21 protein-coding genes and 1 pseudogene are annotated in these 20,390 nt (G+C 71.5%); 14 read left to right on the top strand and 8 right to left on the bottom strand.

What is annotated here, in order from left to right:
* The 3 genes from cbiQ (at position 1) to ACZ5PB_RS16720 (ending at position 2,910) form a co-directional block, all read left to right on the top strand.
* A complete protein-coding gene (gene cbiQ, locus ACZ5PB_RS16730) occupies positions 1–762 on the top strand; it encodes a cobalt ECF transporter T component CbiQ (RefSeq protein WP_468691766.1) in 762 nt (253 codons plus the stop codon).
* Positions 763–1,581, top strand: a complete 819-nt coding sequence (locus ACZ5PB_RS16725) for an energy-coupling factor ABC transporter ATP-binding protein (RefSeq protein WP_468691764.1) — start codon at positions 763–765, stop codon at positions 1,579–1,581.
* 171 nt (positions 1,582–1,752) lie between these two features.
* A complete protein-coding gene (locus ACZ5PB_RS16720; RefSeq protein WP_468691762.1) occupies positions 1,753–2,910 on the top strand; it encodes a serine hydrolase domain-containing protein in 1,158 nt (385 codons plus the stop codon).
* Between the two features lie 104 nt (positions 2,911–3,014).
* Here ACZ5PB_RS16720 and ACZ5PB_RS16715 read toward each other — a convergent pair whose 3' ends face one another.
* Together ACZ5PB_RS16715 and ACZ5PB_RS16710 are read right to left on the bottom strand one after the other, a co-directional pair.
* Positions 3,015–3,908 (bottom strand): D-alanyl-D-alanine carboxypeptidase family protein, encoded by an 894-nt coding sequence (locus ACZ5PB_RS16715; protein WP_468691761.1) that lies wholly within the window; start codon positions 3,906–3,908, stop codon positions 3,015–3,017.
* 183 nt (positions 3,909–4,091) lie between these two features.
* Complete coding sequence (locus ACZ5PB_RS16710) at positions 4,092–4,514, bottom strand: hypothetical protein (protein ID WP_468691760.1); 423 nt, start codon at positions 4,512–4,514, stop codon at positions 4,092–4,094.
* A gap of 110 nt (positions 4,515–4,624) precedes the next feature.
* Between ACZ5PB_RS16710 and ACZ5PB_RS16705 the strand changes: the two genes are divergently transcribed.
* Together ACZ5PB_RS16705 and ACZ5PB_RS16700 are read left to right on the top strand one after the other, a co-directional pair.
* A complete protein-coding gene (locus ACZ5PB_RS16705; protein WP_468691758.1) occupies positions 4,625–5,323 on the top strand; it encodes a VOC family protein in 699 nt (232 codons plus the stop codon).
* A gap of 83 nt (positions 5,324–5,406) precedes the next feature.
* Complete coding sequence (locus ACZ5PB_RS16700; RefSeq protein WP_468691756.1) at positions 5,407–5,820, top strand: PPOX class F420-dependent oxidoreductase; 414 nt, start codon at positions 5,407–5,409, stop codon at positions 5,818–5,820.
* 54 nt (positions 5,821–5,874) lie between these two features.
* On the opposite strand, the pseudogene ACZ5PB_RS16695 reads toward ACZ5PB_RS16700, so the two are convergent.
* A pseudogene (locus tag ACZ5PB_RS16695) lies at positions 5,875–5,973 on the bottom strand (DUF397 domain-containing protein); the annotation flags it as partial.
* Positions 5,974–6,098: 125 nt separating this feature from the next.
* Between ACZ5PB_RS16695 and ACZ5PB_RS16690 the strand changes: the two are divergent.
* Positions 6,099–6,770, top strand: a complete 672-nt coding sequence (locus ACZ5PB_RS16690; RefSeq protein ID WP_468691754.1) for a molybdopterin-dependent oxidoreductase — start codon at positions 6,099–6,101, stop codon at positions 6,768–6,770.
* Positions 6,771–6,810: 40 nt separating this feature from the next.
* On the opposite strand, the gene ACZ5PB_RS16685 is transcribed toward ACZ5PB_RS16690, so the two are convergent.
* The 4 genes from ACZ5PB_RS16685 to ACZ5PB_RS16670 form a co-directional block, all read right to left on the bottom strand.
* Positions 6,811–7,662 carry an EamA family transporter gene (locus ACZ5PB_RS16685; RefSeq protein ID WP_468691752.1) on the bottom strand — a complete coding sequence of 284 codons (852 nt, stop codon included), beginning with the start codon at positions 7,660–7,662 and terminating at the stop codon, positions 6,811–6,813.
* Positions 7,659–8,099 carry a YbaK/EbsC family protein gene (locus tag ACZ5PB_RS16680; RefSeq protein WP_468691750.1) on the bottom strand — a complete coding sequence of 147 codons (441 nt, stop codon included), beginning with the start codon at positions 8,097–8,099 and terminating at the stop codon, positions 7,659–7,661. The genes ACZ5PB_RS16685 and ACZ5PB_RS16680 overlap by 4 nt, the downstream gene beginning before the upstream one ends.
* A gap of 100 nt (positions 8,100–8,199) precedes the next feature.
* The gene (locus ACZ5PB_RS16675) at positions 8,200–9,843 is read right to left on the bottom strand and encodes a penicillin-binding transpeptidase domain-containing protein (RefSeq protein WP_468691748.1); all 1,644 of its coding nucleotides are present in this window, start codon (positions 9,841–9,843) and stop codon (positions 8,200–8,202) included.
* A 198-nt stretch (positions 9,844–10,041) separates the two neighbouring features.
* A complete protein-coding gene (locus ACZ5PB_RS16670; protein WP_468691746.1) occupies positions 10,042–11,802 on the bottom strand; it encodes a dolichyl-phosphate-mannose--protein mannosyltransferase in 1,761 nt (586 codons plus the stop codon).
* Positions 11,803–12,034: 232 nt separating this feature from the next.
* Here ACZ5PB_RS16670 and rsmI point away from each other — a divergent pair, with 232 nt between their 5' ends.
* From rsmI to ACZ5PB_RS16640, 6 genes are all read left to right on the top strand, one after another.
* The gene (rsmI, locus tag ACZ5PB_RS16665; RefSeq protein ID WP_468692099.1) at positions 12,035–12,898 is read left to right on the top strand and encodes a 16S rRNA (cytidine(1402)-2'-O)-methyltransferase; all 864 of its coding nucleotides are present in this window, start codon (positions 12,035–12,037) and stop codon (positions 12,896–12,898) included.
* Positions 12,899–13,027: 129 nt separating this feature from the next.
* Positions 13,028–13,432 (top strand): hypothetical protein, encoded by a 405-nt coding sequence (locus ACZ5PB_RS16660; RefSeq protein ID WP_468691745.1) that lies wholly within the window; start codon positions 13,028–13,030, stop codon positions 13,430–13,432.
* Positions 13,433–13,535: 103 nt separating this feature from the next.
* Entirely contained in the window at positions 13,536–14,417 is an 882-nt protein-coding gene (locus ACZ5PB_RS16655; RefSeq protein WP_468691743.1) for a TatD family hydrolase, read from the top strand.
* Between the two features lie 174 nt (positions 14,418–14,591).
* The gene (locus ACZ5PB_RS16650) at positions 14,592–16,112 is read left to right on the top strand and encodes a ubiquitin-like domain-containing protein (RefSeq protein WP_468691741.1); all 1,521 of its coding nucleotides are present in this window, start codon (positions 14,592–14,594) and stop codon (positions 16,110–16,112) included.
* An 89-nt stretch (positions 16,113–16,201) separates the two neighbouring features.
* Positions 16,202–17,068, top strand: a complete 867-nt coding sequence (rsmA, locus tag ACZ5PB_RS16645; protein ID WP_468691740.1) for a 16S rRNA (adenine(1518)-N(6)/adenine(1519)-N(6))-dimethyltransferase RsmA — start codon at positions 16,202–16,204, stop codon at positions 17,066–17,068.
* Positions 17,065–18,009 carry a 4-(cytidine 5'-diphospho)-2-C-methyl-D-erythritol kinase gene (locus ACZ5PB_RS16640; protein WP_468691738.1) on the top strand — a complete coding sequence of 315 codons (945 nt, stop codon included), beginning with the start codon at positions 17,065–17,067 and terminating at the stop codon, positions 18,007–18,009. Before rsmA ends, ACZ5PB_RS16640 begins: the two co-directional genes overlap by 4 nt.
* 13 nt (positions 18,010–18,022) lie before the next feature.
* On the opposite strand, the gene ACZ5PB_RS16635 is transcribed toward ACZ5PB_RS16640, so the two are convergent.
* Positions 18,023–18,523 (bottom strand): FBP domain-containing protein, encoded by a 501-nt coding sequence (locus ACZ5PB_RS16635; protein ID WP_468691737.1) that lies wholly within the window; start codon positions 18,521–18,523, stop codon positions 18,023–18,025.
* A 73-nt stretch (positions 18,524–18,596) separates the two neighbouring features.
* On the opposite strand from ACZ5PB_RS16635, the gene ACZ5PB_RS16630 reads away from it, so the two are divergent.
* Together ACZ5PB_RS16630 and ACZ5PB_RS16625 are read left to right on the top strand one after the other, a co-directional pair.
* A complete protein-coding gene (locus tag ACZ5PB_RS16630; RefSeq protein WP_468691735.1) occupies positions 18,597–19,178 on the top strand; it encodes a TetR/AcrR family transcriptional regulator in 582 nt (193 codons plus the stop codon).
* A 122-nt stretch (positions 19,179–19,300) separates the two neighbouring features.
* Positions 19,301–20,179 carry a COG4315 family predicted lipoprotein gene (locus ACZ5PB_RS16625; protein WP_468691734.1) on the top strand — a complete coding sequence of 293 codons (879 nt, stop codon included), beginning with the start codon at positions 19,301–19,303 and terminating at the stop codon, positions 20,177–20,179.
* The last annotated feature ends 211 nt before the right edge of the window (positions 20,180–20,390 follow it).

Raw genomic sequence — 20,390 nt, 5'->3', positions numbered from 1 at the left:
ATGGGTGCAGGTCACGCGCACGCCCTCTACCGGCAGGGCCGCAGCCCCGTGCACGCGTTGCCGCCGCACTGCAAGCTGGCCGCCGTCTTCGCCTTCGTCGTGGTCGTCGTCTCGACGCCGCGCGAAGCGGTGTGGGCGTTCGCGCTGTACGCGGTGCTGCTCGCCGGGGTGGTGTGCGCGGCCCGCCTGCCGGCCCGGCACGTACTGACGCGGATGCTGGTCGAGGTGCCGTTCGTGGCCTTCGCGGTGCTGATGCCGTTCGTGGCGGAGGGGGAGCGGGTGGAGTTCGCCGGACTGTCGCTGAGCGTGTCCGGGCTGTGGGGCGCGTTCAACGTTCTCGCCAAGGGCACCCTCGGCGTCGCCGCCTCCGTGCTCCTCGCCTCCACCACCGACCTGCGGGAGCTGCTGCTGGGGCTCCAGCGGCTGAAGCTGCCGCCGCTGCTCGTGCAGATCGCGTCGTTCATGATCCGGTACGGCGAGGTGATCACGGGCGAGATGCGCAGGATGTCGATCGCGCGCAGGTCCCGGGGGTTCGAGGCCCGTGGCGTACGTCAGTGGGGAGTGCTCGCCAAATCGGCGGGAGCGCTGTTCATCCGGTCGTACGAGAGGGGAGAGCGTGTGCACCTGGCGATGATGAGCCGGGGGTACACCGGAGTGATGCCGGTGATCGACGAGGTCACCGCGACACGTGAACAGTGGTTGCGGGCGGCGGTGCTGCCGGGGGCGGCGCTGGTGGTGTGTGTGACGGGATGGGTGGTGTAGATGAGTGCACAGCAGCGGTCGTTGACGGGCGAGGAGCAGCGTTCGCCGCAGGTGCCGCAGGTGCCGCAGGAGTCGCAGGTGTCGTTGGCGGTGAGTGGGCTTGCCTACGCGTACCCCGACGGTCACCAGGCTTTGTTCGGCGTCGACTTGTCGATCCGCAAGGGGGAGCGGGTCGCGCTCCTCGGCCCCAATGGTGCCGGCAAGACCACCCTCGTCCTACACCTCAACGGCATCCTCACCGCAGGCGCGGGCACCGTCGAGGTGGCCGGTCTCCCCGTCGCCAAGCGGAACCTCGCCGAGATCCGCCGTCAGGTCGGCATCGTCTTCCAGGACCCCGACGACCAGCTGTTCATGCCCACCGTCCGCGAGGACGTGGCCTTCGGGCCGGCCGCGAGCGGAATGCGGGGCGCGGAGCTGGAGGCCTGTGTGCGCGAGGCGTTGGAGCGGGTCGGGATGGCGGAGTTTGCCGACCGGGCGCCGCACCACCTCTCCTTCGGGCAGCGCCGCCGGGTGGCGGTGGCGACCGTTCTCGCGATGCACCCCGAGATCCTCGTACTGGACGAACCGTCGTCCAACCTCGATCCCGCGTCACGCCGCGAACTGGCCGACATTCTGCGCGAATTGGATGTCACCGTCCTGATGGTCACCCACGACCTCCCCTACGCGCTGGAGCTCTGTCCGCGCGCGATCGTCATGAGTGAGGGCGTCGTCGCCGCGGACGGCCGCACCCAGGACCTGCTGCTCGACGACGAACTGATGCGCACCCACCGCCTGGAGCTCCCGTTCGGCTTCGACCCGGGCTCGGTACGGGTGGGCTAGCCGTCGGCAGAACGGTGGTCCCGGTTGGGAGGGGGCGGGACAGCACCCCAGGTCGAAGCGTTGCACCATGGGGGCGGACAGGTCGGTGCCAGTTGCCAGGTGCGAGCATGCGGGCGCACGACTGCGTGTGAGTGCGTTGAGTGCTTGAGAGCGTGAGTGGGAGTGGTGTGCGTGGACGTCCAGGGCACGGTGGCGGACGGTTTCGAGCCGGTCAGGGACGCCTTCGTACGAAACTTCCGACAGCGCGGTGAACGCGGCGCGGCCGTCGCCGTCTACCGCCACGGACACAAGGTCGCCGACCTGTGGGGCGGCACCCGCGACGCCGACGGCGGCGACCCGTGGGCGCTCGACACCGCCCAGGTGGTCCGCTCGGCCGGCAAGGGCATAGCCGCCGCCGTCCCGCTCCTCCTCCACCAGCGCGGCCAGATCGACCTCGACGCACCCGTCGGCACCTACTGGCCGGAGTTCAAGGCGGCGGGCAAGGAACGCGTCCTCGTCCGCCACCTCCTCTCCCACCGGGCCGGACTGGCCGCCCTGGACCGCCCGTTGACACCCGCCGAGGCCTGCGACGGCGAGTCGGGCGCACGCGCGGTCGCCGCCCAGGCCCCGGAGTGGGAGCCCGGCACCGACCACGGCTACCACGCCCAGACGTACAGCTTCCTGGTCGCCGAACTCGTCCGCCGCGTCACCGGCCGCACCATCGGCCGCTGGGTCGCCGAGGAGATCGCCCGCCCGCTCGGCCTGGACTTCTGGATCGGGCTGCCGCAGGAGGAGTCCCACCGGGTGGGCCGCATCGACCGGATCGCGGAGCCCGAGACGCCCGGCGGCCTCAAGATCCGCCCCAAGCGCGCGGTCAGCGACGCGTACGCCGACCCCACTTCCCTCACCAGCCGCGCCTTCGCCGCCATCGACCCGCTCCCCGACGAGAACGATCCCGTCTACCGGGCCGCCGAGCTCCCCGCCTCCGGCGCCATCTCCACCGCCCGCGCGCTGGCCCGCTGTTACGCCGCGATGATCGGCCCCGTGGACGACGGCCCGCGCCTCTTCGCCCCCGCGACCCTCACCCTCGCCCGTACCGAGGAATCCTCGGGCCCCGACCGCGTGCTGGTCGTCAACACCCGCTTCGGCCTCGGCTTCATGCTGCACGGTTCGGCCTCCCCGCTGCTGGGTCCCGCCTCCTTCGGCCACCCCGGCCGGGGCGGCTCCCTCGGCTTCGCCGACCCGGAGGCGGGAATCGCGCTGGGTTACGTGACCAACGGCCTGCGCAAGGGGGTTACGGCGGACCCGAGGGCGTCGGCGCTGATCGCGGCGGTACGGGAGTCCCTGTAGGGCAGCCACTGCCCAAGCACTGCGGACCGGTACCGGTTCCAGTACCGGTCCGCAGCAGCAAGTGCCGGCCGCAGTGCAAGTACCACTACCGGCCGCAGCACCCGTCAGAGCCGGAAGCCGTAATCCATGATCTTCTTCGCGTCCGCGGTCCGGTTGACCTCGTTGGACGAGGCGAGGACCGCGCCGACCACCGTGCGCTTGCCCCGGGTGGCGGCGAACACCAGGCAGTACTTGGCCTGCTTGCCGGAGCCGGTCTTCACGCCGATCGCACCGTTGTAGCTGCCGAGCAGCTTGTTGGTGTTGGTCCAGGACATGTTGCGGTAGCCACCCTTCTTGGTGGTCACCCGCTGGGTCGTGGACCGCGTTTTCACGATCGCGCGGAAGTGGTTGTTCTTGAGCGTGTTGACGGCCAGCTTCGAAAGGTCGCGTGGCGTCGAGTAGTTGGCGCCGTTGCTGATGCCGTCGAACGAGTCGAAGCGGGTGTTCTTCATGCCCAGGCTGCTCGCGGTGGCGTTCATCTTCCCGATGAACGACTTCACGCGCGCCGCCCGCGTCTTGCCCGTACCGAACTTGTCCGCCAGCGCGTACGCCGCGTCGCAGCCGGACGGCAGCATCAGCCCGTAAAGCAGCTGTCGCACGCTGACCTTGTCGCCGACGATCAGGCGGGCCGACGAGGCGCCCCGGCTGACGATGTAGTCGCTGTACGCCTTGTCGATCGTGACCTTGGTGTCCAGGTTGAGGCCCTTGACGCCGAGCACGACCCGAGCGGTCATGATCTTGGTCGTGGAACCCGTGGACAGCCGGGTGTCGGCGTATTTGCCGAAGTACGTACGCCCCGAAGCGGCGTCCATCAGGAATCCGCCCTTGGCGACGATCGACGGCGCCTTGGGCGCGGCGGCCTGCGCGGCCGGGGCGACGAACGCCCCGGCGGCCAAGACCGACCCGGCGGTGACGAGAGTCGCCGATATGCGACTGATCGTCTTGATGCCAGTGTTCAAGGTAAATGCTCCATATGCCCTGAAGTGACGGCCATATGAGGAGGCCGCCTGCGTGTGTGACGCATGTGAAGGACAGATGGATGTGCGGAAACCGCAGTCTTTACCTTTCCTATACCGGCTGTGGTCCGTGCGGCCCCAGCGGCGGTCTCGGCGGCGGTCTCGGCGGCTGTCTCAGTGGCGGCCTCAGCGCGTGTCGAAACGGTGGAGCAGCTTGCCGTCGCCGCCGTACATGTCGATGAAGTACCCCTTGGGCGCCTTGAAGTTCTCCTTCTCCTTCAAGTACGTCTCCAACGCCGGCTGCAGCTTGTCGAAGTGCGCGCCGTCGCTCTTCCTGTCGCTCGACCAGACGACCACGCGCGGCACCCCTTCCTCCTTCGCACTCGCGTCGATCCCCTGAATCGCCTTCTCGCCCCCGCCCTTGCGGTACCGCTCGGCCGTCTGGGCCGCCGGGAGGGGGATCGGCCCGGCGACGAGACTGTTCTTGTCCGAGTAGTACGTGGGCTGCTCGGGGGTGGCGGGGGTGCTGCAGCCGGTCAGCAGCAGGGCCGCCGCAGCGGCCAGAGCAAGGGCCGGACCGAGGGCTCGACCACGCGTGGTGAGTGTCATGTGGCTCAGCGTATGAGGTGTTGGTGCACGGGCGAAGGGCCTTGCACAGAAGGCCTGTTGCGGGTGGGGCGGCGGTCCGGGGGCTGCACGGGGGCTGCGAGGATGCCGATATGGCAGAAGAGGCGGTACTGGGCAGGCAGGAAGCATCCGATGCGGTCGGTGACCTGGGATGGCGCTTCCTGCTGGGTACGTTGCGGACGTCGGTCCCCGTCGGGTCGCTGGCCCGGGCCGCCGAGGTGGCGGCGTGCGCGGCCGAGGCGTGCGGAAGCGGTGCGGACCGGCACCTGCACGCGGACCTGCGGCCCCGGCAGGTCGTGCTCACCCTCCAGTCGGCGGAGCAGGCGGCGGTGACCAGTGCGGACGTCGCTCACGCGCGTCACATCTCGGCCGCTGTACGGGGGATGGGCCTCCGGACGGAGCCCGGGGGCGGGGCGTCGGAGCCGCGTTCGGTCCAGCTCGTGGAGATCGCGGTGGACGCCCTCGACATTGCCGCGATCCGGCCGTTCTGGCGGGCCGTCCTGGGCTACGTCCCCGAGGGGGGAGCCGACGGCCCCCGGGACCCGCTCGTCGACCCGCTCCGGCAGGGCCCGGCCGTCTGGTTCCAGCAGATGGACCTCGCACGCCCGCAGCGCAACCGCATCCACCTCGACGTCTGCGTGCCGCACGACGAGGCGTCCCGGCGGATCGGGGCCGCGCTCGCGGCCGGGGGCCGGCTCGTGTCAGGGGCGGCTGCTCCGGCCTTCTGGGTGCTGGCCGACGCCGAGGGGAACGAGGTGTGCGTGACCACCTGGCAGGGCAGGGGCGACTGAGTGCCCGCCGGAGTGCAGGAGTGCGGGATTCCCACCCGGTGAGCTCTTCTGCCGGGGCCGGGACCGGACCTAAGCTCGCGATCATGCCCATCACTTCGCTCAGCGCGACCGCCCGCAAGCTCCTCGACAGCCGCAATTGTGCCGTTCTCGCCACTCTCAACCCCGACGGCAGCCCGCAGACCTCCGTGGTCTGGGTGGGGCTGGACGGCGACGACCTGATCATTTCCACGCAGGCCGGTCGTCGCAAGGAGAAGAACATGCGCCGCGACCCCCGGGTCAGCCTGACCATGTACGACGCGGCGGACTCCAACAGCTACATCGAGATACGGGGCCTGGCCACGGTCACCGAGGACGAGGGCCGCAAGGTCGCCGTCGCCCTGGCCGAGAAGTACGAGGGGCCGGGCGGCGGGGAGGAGTACCTGCAACTGCCGGTGGAGGACGTCCGTTTGACCGTACGGATCACACCGGAGCGGGCGCTGGGCAGCGCGGCCAAGTAGGGGTGTGGGCGGGCCGGCGGCTCGGGATGTCCCCGAACCGCCGCCCGCGCCCGGTTACTTGAGCGAGTCGACGAAGGCGCCCCACGCGGCGGCCGGGAAGAGGATGGCCGGGCCGGTGGGGTTCTTGCTGTCGCGTACGGGGACGTGAGCGACGGGGGCGGCGGGGTGAAGTAGCCCTAGGTGGCCGGGAGGTGGAGGCCGTGGCCGGCGTGGGTGGTGCGGCCTACGATGGCGGTTCAGGGCTCGGGGCCGGACCTACGTCAAACCGGAGGACCGCCATGACGCTTCCCCCAGGACAGCGTGCCGTCGACGGATTCCCGCGCTTCGGCACCCATCTCCACCACCCGCCGCCGCCCGTCCCCGCCGACCCCGTGATCGAGATGGGCGGAGCACTGACCGAGACGGTCACCTTGCCGGTGGCGGACCTCGCGAAATTGCCGCGCCGTGAGGTGCGGGCCGACTTCCACTGTGTTGCCGGGTGGTCGGCGACCGGGCTGCTGTGGGAAGGGGTCGGTTTCGAGAGCCTCTACCGTGCGCGGGTCGAGCCGCTGCTGACGCAGGGAGCGGTGGTCAGCCATCTGTCGTTCGTAGGGCTCGACGGCTACCGGTCGATCGTGGTGTTCGAGGACGCGCTGGCCGAGGACGTGCTCGTCGCCGACCGGCTCAACGGGCTGCCGCTCGACGGTGACCACGGTGCTCCGGTGCGGCTGGTCAGTCCAGGTCAGTACGGGTTCATCAATACGAAGCACCTCTGCCGCATCGAGTTCCACACCTCCGCGCCCCCGGACCCCGACCGGTGGTCGCCCATCGCGGCACACCACAGGGCGCGGGTCTGGCAGGAGGAGCGGCACCGCCGCGTTTCCGGCCGTGTGGTGCGGCCGTTCTACCGGGCGCTGATCGGGCCCATCCGCGCACTGAGCGCCCGGGGCGGCCGCGCGCGGCGGCGGTGATACCGCCCGGAGAGGGCGAAGGCCGAGGGGTCCGGTTCGGTCAGCTCGCGTGCAGCATCAGGCCGATGCCCACCACCATCAGGCCCGCCGCCGCGATCCTCGGGCCGCCGAAGCGTTCCTTGAGGAAGAGCGAGCCGATCGCCGCGCCCACGATGATGCTCGACTCGCGCAGTGCCGCGATCGGGGCCAGCGGCGCCCGGGTCTGGGCCCACAGGACCAGGCCGTACGCGACCACCGACAGTGCCGCCCCGCAGAAGCCGCGCACCGCGTACGGGCGGAGCTGTGCGGCGAGTTGGGTGCGGCGTTTGTAGAGGGCGTACGCCGGGATGGAGATTCCTTCGAGGATCATCAGCCAGGCGATGTAGCCGAGCGGGGTGCCCGACGCGCGGACGCCCAGGCCGTCGACCGTCGTGTACAGGGCGATGGCGAGGCCGGTGGCGAGTGCCGCGCCGATGGCCGCCCACTGGGGCTTCTTGCCGGAACCCCGGATTCCCCACAGGGCGACGCCGACCAGGCCGGTGCAGGCGACCGCGACGCCCGCCAACTGCCACCCGCCGGGCGTCTCGTTCGCGAATATCGCCGCCAGCACCGTCACCGCGAGCGGCGCGCTGCCCCGGGCGATCGGGTACATCTGTCCGAAGTCGCCGAGCGTGAACGACCGCATGAGCAGCAGCATGTACGCGACGTGCAGGGCGGCCGAGAGGACCAGGTAGGGCCAGGCCTCGGCCGCCGGGAGCGGGACGAATACCGCAGCCACCGCGCCGATCAGCAGGCCGCCGCCCGAGATGAGGGTGAAGGAGACGAGCTGGTCCTTGATCTGGTGCGCTATCGCGTTCCAGCTGGCGTGCGTGACGGCGGCTATGAGGACCGCCGCGCAGACGAGAGGGGTCACTTGGCGGCCCCGGAGGGTTCGCCGGCCGCCGGGGAGTGGTTCTCGCGTACGTCGGTGACCGTCGCGCCCGCGTGGGCGATGAGTGCCTGCGGTTCCATCGGGAAGACGGTGTGCGGGTCGCCGGCCGCCGCCCACACCTCCGGGTGCGCGAGCAGACCCCGGTCGGCCAGTACGCGCGTCCTGGTGGCGTGGCCGAACGGGGGCACGCCGCCGATCGCGTAGCCGGTGGTCTCCCGTACCAGTGCGGCGTCGGCCCGTTTCACCTCCGCCGCGCCCAGTTCCACCCGTACCCGCTCCATGTCGACACGTGACGAGCCGTCCATCAGCACCAGGACCGGCACCCCGTCCGGGAAGCGGCGGGTTTCGACGGTGAGGCCGGCTTCGCGGAGGGCCGCCGTGAACAGGGGGTGGACGGGCGCGGGCTCGGAAGTGCTCATGGCCCGCACGCTACTGCGGGGCGTGCGGGCCGGGCGAGCGGGTTCCGAGGGGTGGGTGAGTCGGTGACCCGACGGTGATCGGTCAGTAACTGTCGATAAATCAACGTGCGTTGAGCACCCTGGCGACGATCGGGCCCGCCGCGTCGCCGCCGTGGCCGCCGGCCGGGACGGTTGCCGCTGCCACCAGGTCGTCGGCGTAGCCGGTGAACCAGCTGTCGGACTTCTTCTGGCCGTCGAGTTCGGCGGAGCCGGTCTTCGCGCCCTTGTTGCCGCCGACCGAGGCCATCGCGCCCGCGCCCGTACCGCTGGTGGCGGTGAGGTTCATCATCGAGCGGATGCCGGAGACGGTGGACGGGGAGAGCGAGGCGGACGCCTTCGCGAACTCGCGGTCGTCGAGGTCCTGGGCGACCAGGTGCGGCTGGCGGAACGTGCCGGTGGTGGCGGTCGCGGTGATGGAGGCGATGTTGAGGGGGTTGAACTGGGTCTGGCCCTGGCCGATGTACTGCGCCGCGGCCTCGCCCTTCTCGCCCACCGGGATCTTGCCGTCGAAGCTGAGGACGCCGGTCTGCCAGTTCGCGCCGACGGCGAAGTGGGACGCGGCGAAGGCGGGGAGCGCGCCGTCGTCGTCGACCGGGACGATCTGCTTGATGAAGGCGCTGTTGCAGGAGCGGGCGAAGGCCTCGGAGAAGGGGATCTTGCCGTAGCCCTTGTGGTTGAGGTTGTTGATCGTGCGGCCGTAGTACGTGACGTCCGGCGGGCACTCGACGATCTTGGCGGGTGTGACGATGCCCTTCTCCAGGAGCATCGCCGCCGTGAGGATCTTGAGGGTGGAACCGGGCGGGGCGGTTCCGCTGACCGAGGAGGGGAATCCCGACGGGGTGTTGTCGGCGATCGCGCGGATCTCCCCGGTGCTGCGCTTCAGTGCGACGACCGAGCCGCCCGGGTACTGCTTGACCGCCTTCTCCGCCGCGGCCTGGACGCCCGCGTCGATGGTGGTCTGGAGCTTGCCGGGTTCGCCCTTGGAGAGGGTGAGGAGCGTGCGGGCGGCGGTTTTCGAGTCCTCGGACTCGATGTAGAGCTCGACGCCGGGCTTGCCGTGGGACTGCTCGCCGTACTTCTTGCGCAGCTGGTCCAGGAACGGTCCGAGGGAGGGGTACTTCTCCTTCGTCAGCTCGGTGCCGTTGCGGTCGACGGCCTTGATGGGCGGGGCGGTCGCCGTGCCCGTCTTGAGCGTCTCGCCCTGCTTCAGGTCCGGGTGGACGACGGCGGGCTGCCAGTCGACGAGGGCGCGGCCGGTCGTCTTTCCGCGTACGACGGTCAGCGACGAGGTGTACGTGAGGGGCTTCTGCTGCCCGTCGGCCGCGACCTTGCCGGTGACGGTGAAGGGCACCTTGGCACCGGTGGGGGTGCCGGGGATGATCTTCAGGTCCGAGATGTGGGCTTCCTCGGAGTACGCGGCGAGGACCGTACCCGCGGTGGCGGCGTTGTTGGTGAGCTGCGCGGCGGTGGCGGAGTCGGCCTTGGACCAGGCGGTGAGGAAGTCGTTCGAGGTGGTGGTGATTTCCTCGGCGGTCGGTGGACCGGTGGGGGCCGGGACGGCGCCCGCGCCCGCCCCGGTGCTGTTGTTCTTGGCGCCGCCGCTGCCCGCGTCGGAGGCCAGGAGCTGGTAGCCCCCGTAGCCCACACCGCCGGCGAACAGGACGAACGCGCCGCCTATGGCGGCGAACTTGGCTCCACTGCGCATGGCCGCAGTCCCCTCCCCAGGAGTTCCCCGGCTGTGAAGGTGCCGGGGAGTTATCGGGGAGTGACTCTACGGGGTGGCGGGTGACAGGAGTGCCGGGTGTTATGCGACTGGTACTTGGGGGCGGGGCGGCGGAGGCGCATGTGGTGTGCGGGCCGGTGTGTGGTTGCCCGTGCGGTTTCCCCGCGCCCCGGCTCCCGCCTAGACCCACGTATCGAGCCACATCCGGTGCTGCCACTCGTCGATCGGGATCGCCGTGCCCGTGTAGATCGGCCAGAAGTAGATGAAGTTCCAGATGATCAGGAGGACCAGTACGCCGGAGCCGATCGCGCCGATCGCCCGGCGGCGTTCGTCCGAGCCCGGTGGGCCGAGCATCGCGCCGATCATCATGGCGACCGCCAGGCAGAGGAACGGGACGAACACCACCGCGTAGAAGTAGAAGATCGTGCGTTCCTGGTAGAGGAACCAGGGGAACCAGCCCGCCGCCACCCCCGCCAGGATCGCCCCGGCGCGCCAGTCGCGGCGGAAGAACCAGCGCCAGACGACGTAGAGCAGCGCGAAGGCAGCCGCCCACCACAGCATCGGGGTGCCCAGGGCCAGCACCTCGCTGGCGCACTTCTGCGTCTCCGTGACCGGGCAGCCGTCCGTGCCGGGCTTCGGGGACTCGTAGAGGTACGAGACCGGGCGGCCGACGACGATCCACGACCAGGGGTTCGACTCGTACGTGTGGCCCGAGGTCAGCTGGATGTGGAACGAGTAGACCTCGCTCTCGTAGTGCCACAGGCTGCGCAGCCACTCCGGCACCCACGTCATGTCGAACTGGGGGAGGGAGATGGGGCCGATGTGGTCCGGGGAGAGGCCCGCCCGGCCCTTCGCCCAGTCGCGGAAGTAGCCCTTGTCGGTGACCAGCCAGCCCGTCCAGGAGGCGAGGTAGGTGAGCAGCGCCACCGGGACCGTGGAGACGAAGGCCGGGAGCACGTCGCGTGTGAGGACCGCCTTGTACGGGCGCTTCGCGCCTGCCGTGCGGCGGGCGGACACGTCCCAGACGACGGTCAGGAGGCAGAACACGACCAGGGTGTAGAGGCCGCTCCACTTCGTGGCGAAGGCCAGACCGAGGCAGAGGCCCGCCGCCAGGCGCCAGGGGCGCCAGCCCAGGCGGAGGGTTTCCGCGATGCCCGCGTCCGGGCGCAGTACGCCGTCCTCGTCGACCGGCAGCGCCCGGGCCAGCTTGCGGCGGGACCAGTCGCGGTCCGCCAGCAGACAGCCGAAGGCGGCCAGTACGAAGAACATCAGGACCTGGTCGAGCAACGCCGTGCGGCTCATCACGAAGTGCAGGCCGTCGACCGCGAGCAGCAGGCCCGCCAGACAGCCCAGGAACGTCGAGCGGAACAGACGGCGGCCGATGCGGCAGAGCAGGAACACCGAGAGGACGCCGAGCAGCGCCACGGCGAACCGCCAGCCGAACGGCGTGAAGCCGAAGAGCTGCTCCCCCCAGCCGATCAGCCACTTCCCGACCGGCGGGTGGACCACGTAGCCGGGGTCCGCCGGGATCGGGACCGCGTCCGGGTTGGCGAGTACCGATTTGTCGACGTCCTTGGGCCAACTGCCCTCGTAGCCCTGGTTGACCAGCGCCCACGCGTCCTTCGCGTAGTACGTCTCGTCGAATATCACCGCCTTCGGACTGCCCAGGTTCCAGAAGCGGAGGAGGCCGGCGACGAGGGTGACGAGGAGGGGGCCACCCCAGGGGGAGAGCCGGATCAGCCGGTCGGCGACGGCCGGGGGGATGCGGAGCAGAGCCCACGACTGCGGGCCGGGCGGCGCTGCGTACGGCGGTACGAGGCGGTCCCTCAGGCCGGTCTGACGGCGCGGCGCATAGCCGAATCGGCGCAGCCGTCGCTGCCAGGTGGGCGGGTCCTCATGGGGGGCCCGCCCGTGCTGGGTCTGGGGCGCGGTACTCGTCACCGGGTCATGGTAGGTAACGCTGCTGTGCGCGTCGCCCGTCCACCCTGGGAGGATGGGTGTTGTGACTGGATCGACTGCACCCGCGCCCACTCCCGATTCCGACCCCGGGACCGCTGCCGTGTCCGAGCCCGGGACCGATGCCGCGTCCGAGCCCGGGACCGATGCCGCGTTCGAGCGCGAGACCGCCGCAGCGTCCGTCCCCGCCTCCGGGTCCGACGGGCGGGGGGTCCTCGTGCTCGCCGGAACCCCCATCGGCGACGTGGCCGACGCGCCGCCGAGGCTGGCGAAGGAGCTGGAGCGGGCCGACGTCATCGCGGCCGAGGACACCCGGCGGCTGCGGCGGCTCACCCAGGCGATCGGTGTGTACACGACGGGGCGTGTCGTGTCGTACTTCGAGGGCAACGAGTCGGCCCGTACCCCCGAGCTGGTGGAGGCGCTGGAGGGCGGCGCCCGGGTGCTGCTCGTGACGGACGCCGGGATGCCGTCCGTGTCCGACCCCGGGTACCGGCTCGTCGCGGCGGCCGTGGAGAAGGAGATCAAGGTCACGGCCGTGCCGGGGCCCTCCGCCGTCCTCACGGCGCTCGCGCTGTCCGGGCTGCCGGTCGACCGGTTCTGCTTCGAGGGGTTCCTGCCCCGCAAGGCCGGGGAGCGGCTCGGGAAGCTGCGCGAAGTGGCCGGTGAGCGGCGCACGTTGGTGTACTTCGAGGCGCCGCACCGGCTCGACGACACCCTCGCCGCGATGGCCGAGGTGTTCGGCGACGAGCGGCGGGCGGCCGTCTGCCGCGAGCTGACCAAGACGTACGAGGAAGTGAAGCGCGGTCCGCTCAAGGCGCTCGCCGAGTGGGCGGCCGACGGCGTACGGGGCGAGATCACCGTGGTGGTGGAGGGGGCGCCCGAGGCCGGGCCCGCCGAACTGGACGGTGAGGAGCTGGTGCGCAGGGTGCAGGTGCGCGAGGAGGCGGGCGAGCGCCGCAAGGAGGCCATCGCCGCCGTCGCCGCCGAGGCGGGGCTTCCCAAGCGCGAGGTGTTCGATGCCGTCGTCGCGGCAAAGAACGCGGCTCGGGCAGGGGCTGGTGAGAGTAAAGGAGTGTCTTGAAAAGCAAAGTAAATGCCTGGTGACGGCCTGATTTCTCAGGTCGTCGTCAAATGCTCCTTACGTTTTGACAGGTCTGTCGCGCTCCGGCCCGAAAAGGCGTCCACTGGAGGTGAGTGGAAAGGAGCTGGCATGAGCGAGATCGCCGAAAGCGCAGCCGGCAGCATCACCGGGACCGTTCAGGAGGCGTACGCCTTCGCCTGTATGAAGTGCGGCCACGGCTGGGAGCAGGCGTACGCGATAGAGCACCACACCGACGGCTTCGGCCACCCCTTCGTCGTGTACCGGGCGAACGGGGAACGTGTTCCGTCGCCGCTGTCCCGGCCCTCCTGCCTGAACTGCGGCGGCACTGTCGTACGGATCATGCGCTCCGGCCAGGTGTCGACCATCCAGGAACTCCAGCGCAGGAACGCGGAGTCGGCCCCGGAGGCGGTCGCCGCCGAGGCCGGTCTTCCCCAGCAGCCCCCACGGGGCGAGCCCCATCACTGGCACCTTTCCGATCTGCTGCACCCCTTCCACCGGGGCGGCCGCAAGTAGGCCCACCGCGGCTGGGGCAGCTGGGGCGGCCGGGGCAGCGGACAACGGCAGGCAGCAGCGGGCAGTAGCAGGCGGCGGGTGCGGTTTTCGTAGGATCGACCGCATGAGTGACCGCACCCGTGACAAAGAGACCGCACCGCCGCCGCCCCCGCCGTTGCGCGTCGAGGTCGCGGACTCGCACACCCACCTGGACATGCAGGGCACCACCGTCGAAGAGGCGCTCGCCACGGCCGCCTCGGTCGGCGTGACCACCCTGGTCCAGGTGGGCTGCGACGTGAAGGGCTCCCGGTGGGCGGCCGAGACGGCGGCTTCGTACGAGAACATCCACGCGGCCGTCGCCCTGCACCCCAACGAGGCCCCCCGCATCGTCCTCGGCGACCCCGACGGCTGGTCGCGGCAGGGTGCGCGCCCCGGCGGCGGGGATGCCGCACTCGACGACGCGCTCGCCGAGATCGACCGGCTCGCGGGCCTCGATCACGTACGCGGCGTGGGCGAGACCGGGCTCGATTACTTCCGTACGGGGCCGGACGGCATGGCCGCCCAGGAGCGCTCCTTCCGCGCCCACATCGAGATCGCCAAGCGGCACGGCAAGGCCCTGGTGATCCACGACCGCGACGCGCACGCCGACGTACTGCGCGTACTCGCGGAGGAGGGCGCGCCCGAGCGGACCGTCTTCCACTGCTACTCCGGTGACGCCGAAATGGCACAGGTGTGCGCCGCCAACGGGTACTTCATGTCCTTCGCCGGCACCGTCACCTTCAAGAACGCGCAGCCGCTGCGCGACGCCCTCGCGGTCGCCCCGCTGGAACTGGTGCTGGTCGAGACGGACGCCCCGTTCCTGACTCCGGCCCCGTACCGGGGACGGCCCAACGCCCCGTACCTCATCCCCCTCACGGTGCGGGCGATGGCCGAGGTGAAGGGCATCGACGAGGACGCCATGGCGACCGCCATCTCGGCGAACACGGCGCGCGCGTTCGCCTACTGATTCCGCCCCGTTGATTCGCCGTTGATTCGCCCGTCGATTTCGCACGGAGGTTCGTCGGGCAACCCTGCGTAGTTGCGCCGCTTTGGAGAGTGACGATCGCTCCGCTAGTCTCCCGGCCCGCAGCAAGGTGGCCCGGACCCCTCCGGGCCGCCGGTCGGGCGGACCGGGAGCGACGTGAGCAATACGCAGAGTGGTGCGCTGTCCTACGGGGAGCCGTACGCGGAGCCGTCGTACGGGGAGGCGCCTTACGAGGAGCCTTCTCCGTACGGATACGACGGTGGTTACGCGGCTCCGGCGACGGGCTACGACGCGTACCAGCCGTCCTACGGGACCTACGGGACGTACGGGACGTACGAGCAGAACGGGACGCATGCTCCTTACGCTGCGTCGTACGAGGTGCGGGAGAGCCACCATCCGGGTGGGATTCCGGGGCCGGCCACCGAGCCGGACCTCTCCGCGCCGGAGCCGGGACCGGAGCCCGTGCCGGAGCCCGTCACCGCCGGTGCCCCGGGGAGCCCCGGCGGGCGGACCGGCGGGCGGACCGACGGGCGGGCCGCGCGGCGCCGCAAGGGAGGCCCGGCGGGGCCCGCCGGCGGCGGGGGCGAGAAGCCGGACACGCTGCGCAAGCTGGTGCCGCAGGCCCTGGTGGTGGCGTTCCTCGCGGGCGGCACGTCGGCGTTCGTCGCCAACGACAAGTCCATCGAGCTGAGCGTCGACGGCGCGCCCCGCATGCTGCACACCTTCGCCGACGACGTCACCGAACTCCTGGAGAAGGAGGGGGTGTCCGTCGGCGAGCACGACCTGGTGGCCCCCGGCCCGGGGCAGACCCTCGCCAGCGGTGACGAGGTCGTGGTCCGCTACGGCCGGCCCGTCACCCTCAACCTCGACGGCGAACGCCGCCAGGTGTGGACCACCGCGCAGACCGTCGACGGCGCGCTGCGCCAGCTCGGGGTGCGGGCGGAGGGCGCGTACCTCTCCGCCTCCCGGTCCTCGCCGATCTCCCGCAAGGGGCTCGCGCTCGACGTGCGTACGGAGCGCACCCTGACGGTGATGGCCGACGGCCGCGAGCGGACGATCCGTACCAACGCGGCGACCATCGAGGAAGCCGTCGAGGAGGCCGGGATCTCCCTCGCCAACCAGGACACCACCTCCGTACCGCTGGACAGCTTCCCGCGCGACGGGCAGACGGTGACCGTCATGCGGATCACCGGGTCCAGGGAGGTCAGGGAGGAGCCGATCGACTTCCGGGTGATCAGGAGGGACGACCCGTCGGTCTTCAAGGGGACGGAGGAGGTCGTACGTCCCGGAGTGAAGGGCGCCCGCCGGGTCACGTACGTGCTGCGCACCGTCAACGGGGTGAAGCAGAAGCCGAAGAAGCTCTCGGAGGAGATCGCGCGAGAGCCGGTCGACCAGGTGATCAGGGTCGGTACGAAGCCGATGCCGACCGCGGTGGCGGGCGCGGACGGGCTGAACTGGGAGGGCCTCGCGCAGTGCGAGTCGGGCGGCCGGCCAGGGGCGACGGACCCGACGGGGACCTACGGCGGGCTCTACCAGTTCGACCGGCAGACGTGGCAGTCGCTCGGCGGTTCGGGGTCGGCGCACGAGGCGCCGGCGTCCGAGCAGACCTTCCGGGCGAAGAAGCTGTACGTACAGCGGGGAGCCAGCCCCTGGCCCCACTGCGGCCGCAAGCTGTAGGCAGGTGACAGGAGGGGGAGGCGGCAGGGGGGAGGCCGCGGGAGGCGCCGCCGGGCGGTGGTGCGGTGCCGGACGCTTACGCTTGGGCGGTGAGCACATCTGAGCCTTCTGCGACCGACTCCCTCCTTGGGCCCGCCGACATCCGCGAGCTGGCCGCCGCCCTGGGCGTACGCCCGACCAAGCAGCGCGGCCAGAACTTCGTCATCGACGCCAACACCGTGCGCCGCATCGTGCGCACGGCCGGGGTGCGCGAGGACGACGTCGTCGTGGAGGTCGGCCCCGGGCTCGGGTCGCTGACGCTGGCGCTGCTCGACACGGCGGACCGGCTCGTCGCCGTCGAGATCGACGACGTGCTCGCCGCCGCGCTGCCCGCCACCATCCAGGCGCGGATGCCCGCCAAGGCGGACCGGTTCTCGCTCGTCCACTCCGACGCGATGCTGGTCAAGGAGCTCCCGGCGGAGCCGACCGCGCTGGTCGCCAACCTGCCGTACAACGTCGCCGTCCCCGTACTCCTGCACATGCTGGAGCACTTCCCGACCATCGAGCGCACCCTCGTCATGGTCCAGGCGGAGGTCGCCGACCGGCTCGCGGCGAAGCCCGGCAACAAGGTGTACGGAGTGCCCTCGGTCAAGGCCAACTGGTACGCGGAGGTCAAGCGCGCCGGGTCCATCGGCCGCAACGTCTTCTGGCCCGCACCGAATGTCGACTCGGGGCTCGTGTCGTTGGTGCGGCGCACCGAGCCGGTGAAGACGACCGCCACCCGGCTGGAGGTCTTCGCCGTCGTCGACGCGGCCTTCGCGCAGCGGCGCAAGACCCTGCGCGCGGCCCTCGCGGGCTGGGCGGGTTCGGCCCCGGCGGCCGAGGCGGCCCTCGTCGCGGCGGGGATCTCGCCGCAGGCGCGCGGCGAGGCGCTGACGGTGGAGGAGTTCGCACGGATCGCGGAGGCCAAGGCATGAGCGGTCACGTGCGTACGCCGGTCACCTCAGGCAGGCCGGTCACGCCGGTCACCGTCCGGGTGCCCGCGAAGGTCAATGTGCAGCTGGCCGTCGGGGCGCCGCGCCCCGACGGGTTCCACCCGCTGGCCAACGTCTTCCTCGCCGTCGGCCTGTACGACGAGGTGACCGCCACCCCCGCCGACGAGCTCCGCATCACCTGCACGGGCCCGGGGGCGGACCAGGTCCCCCTCGACGTCACCAACCTGGCGGCGAAGGCTGCCATCGCCCTCGCCGCACTCCACGGCCGTACGCCCGACGTGCACCTCCACATCGCCAAGGACATCCCCGTCGCGGGCGGCATGGCGGGCGGCAGCGCGGACGCCGCCGGCGCGCTGCTCGCCTGCGACGCGCTGTGGGGGACGAACACCCCGCAGGGTCGATTGATCGACATCTGCGCGGAGCTGGGCAGCGACGTCCCCTTCAGCCTGGTCGGCGGGGCGGCGCTCGGGGTCGGGCGGGGCGAGCAGCTGACGCCGCTGGAGGTCGGCGGCGACTTCCACTGGGTGTTCGCGGTCGCGGACGGCGGGCTGTCGACGCCCGCCGTGTACGGGGAGTTCGACCGGCTGACGGCGGGGACGGACGTCCCGGAGCCGGCCGCCTCGGACGCGCTGCTGGCAGCACTCCGTACCGGAGACGCCACCGCACTGGCCGCCGCCCTGACCAACGACCTCCAGCCCGCCGCGCTCTCCCTGCGCCCCACCCTGGCCGCCACGCTCGCGGCGGGCACGGAGGCGGGCGCACTGGCGGCGCTGGTCTCCGGGTCGGGGCCGACGACGGCGTTCCTGGTCAAGGACGCGGACGCGGCGCGACGGGTGGCCGACGTGCTGCTCGCGTCGGGGACGTGCGTGGCGGCACGGCCGGCGGTGGCTCCGGCGCGGGGCGCCACGGTGGTGTCGTCCTAGCGGGAGCGGCGGCTCAGTCGGTCAGCTTCGCCAGGAACGCGAAGAGGTTGGTGCGGGTCCGGTCGATCTGCTGCTCCAGGGTGAGCGACTCCTCGAACCGGCCGCCCGGCTCCGGCGTCTTCTTGCCCCGTACGTAGAGGGAGCAGGCCATGTCGGTGCACATGTAGATCCCGACGGAGTTCCCCTGGCGGCCCGCCAGGCCCGCCTTGGGGGCGGTCATCAGGGACACGCCGTTGCCGGGGTGCGTGGTCAGGCAGACCGCGCACATGCTGCGGTGCAGAAACCCGCGCTGCCGCGACGGGAACCGGAACGTCACGCCGAACAGCTTCCCGTCGGCCGGGTCCTCGGTCACCAGATAGCTGCGGTCGGGCGCAGACAGGTCGCGCCACCCCATGAAGTCCAGGTCGCCCCACGGGCGCTCCGCCAGGTCGCGGGGCATGGGAAGGCGCTTGGCCTCGCCCTTGGAACAGTTGATGAACGACGACCTGATGTCGTTTTCGGTGGCTTCCTTCATGAGTGCGACCGTACGGCTGCCTAGGTAGCCTAGGCAAACGATTAATGGGCCTAGGGAAAGGTGGTGGTGGGGCGTGGCGGCAAGGATTGGGCTGACCGCTGAGCGAGTGGTGAGGGCGGCGGCGGACCTCGCGGACGAGGTGGGGTTCGAGCGGCTGACGGTGTCGGGGGTGGCACGCGGCTTCGGGGTGAAGGACGCGAGCCTCTATTCGCACGTACGGGGCCTGGAGGATCTGCGGACCAGGGTCGCGCTGCTGGCGGCCGCCGAGTTCGCGGACCGGGTCGGGGCGGCGGTCGAGGGCCGGGCGGGCCGGGACGCGCTGCTCGCCTACGCGGGCGCGTACCGCGACTTCGCACGCGAACGGCCGGGCCGGTACGCGGCCACCCAGCTGCGGGTGGACCCGGCGGCGGTCGAGGCGGCGGGGGCGACGGGGCCGGGGCGGTGCGCGGAGACGACGTACGCGGTGCTGCGGGGCTACGGGCTGACGGAACCGGCGGCGACGGACGCGGTACGGCTGCTGCGGGCCACCTTCCACGGCTTCGCGCAGCTGGAGGCGGGGGGCGGGTTCGCGGCGGAGCGGAGCCTGGAGGTGTCGTGGGGGCGGATCGTGGAGGCGCTGCACGTGGCGCTGGAGGGGTGGCCGGGAGGGGAGTGAGGCGGCCCCCTCTCGTGACCTGCCCGTCCCTCGGATGGCGGCATCCGGCAAGCCGGGGGGCCGACATCGCGCTCTGCTGGATTGCGTACCAGCGGTACCGGACCAGAGGCAGGACGACTCCCATGCACCACGCATCCCATGTGTCCCACGTTTCCCACGTCTCCCGTCACGTTTCCCGTCACGTTTCCCGGATATCGGCCGCGGCGGCGGCGACAACACTGCTGCTCGCCCTGGGCGGGGGTGCCGCGGCGGCCCTCGACACCCCGACGGACCCCGGCGAACTGACGGTCATCGACACGTCCGAGGGCAAGGCGCTGGCCGACAAGGACGGCAACGCGCTGTACGTCTGGGCGGGCGACACGAAGGACAAGTCCAACTGCGCCGGTGACTGTGCCAAGGCGTGGCCCGCGGCGACGGGGTACCCGACGAAGTCGGCCGACGTCACGGGCGAGACCAACCAGATCGACCTGGCGGGCAGCGACGGCAAGAAGCAGGTCGTACTGAACGAGAAGCCGCTCTACTACTTCAAGGACGACGCGAAGCCGGGGGACACCAAGGGGAATGGTGTGAAGGGGGCGGACGGGAAGGTGTGGAGTCTGGTGGGGCCGGGTGGGGAGGCTTTGGGGGTGGGGGCGGTGGTGCCGGAGGTGAGTGAGTCGGCGAGTGCGTCGGCGTCTGCGTCGGCGAGTGCGTCGGCGTCGGCGTCGGCGTCCGCGTCCGCGTCCGCGTCTGAGTCGGCATCGGCGTCTGCCTCGGCCTCTGCGTCCGACGTGCCTTCGGCGTCTGCGAGTACGAGTGCGGGTGCGGGTACCGCCAAGCCCACGGGGCCGGGGCAGGGGATGACGTCGACGCCGTCGGGTGCGGTGAAGGCGGGGGCCGAGACGGGTGACGAGGGTGGTGCGAGCGGGATCGTGCTCGCCGTGGGCGGGGTGGCGGTTCTGGCGGCGGCGGGGACGGCGTTCGCGGTACGCCGCCGGCACACGACCGGCCACCACTCGTAGCTGCCGCTGCGCGGGCCTTTCCCCTCCCCGCCCCTTCCCGAAACTGGGGCGCTGCCCCAGACCCCGGCCCGTACGGCCCGGGCGGGGGTGGGTGGGCTGCCGGCCCCCGGGGTTGGGCAGGTGGCGGGCCCGGCCACGGCCGGTGGTCATGTGCGGGTGTGTTCGTGGCTGGCCGCGGGGGTCCCCCCGCCCCCCGCGACCCCCAAAGGGG

It is taken from the genome of Streptomyces sp. NPDC032721 (genome assembly GCF_055579625.1).
Note: the sequence above shows the minus strand (reverse complement) of the source record. Positions and strands in the feature narration are given on the sequence as shown.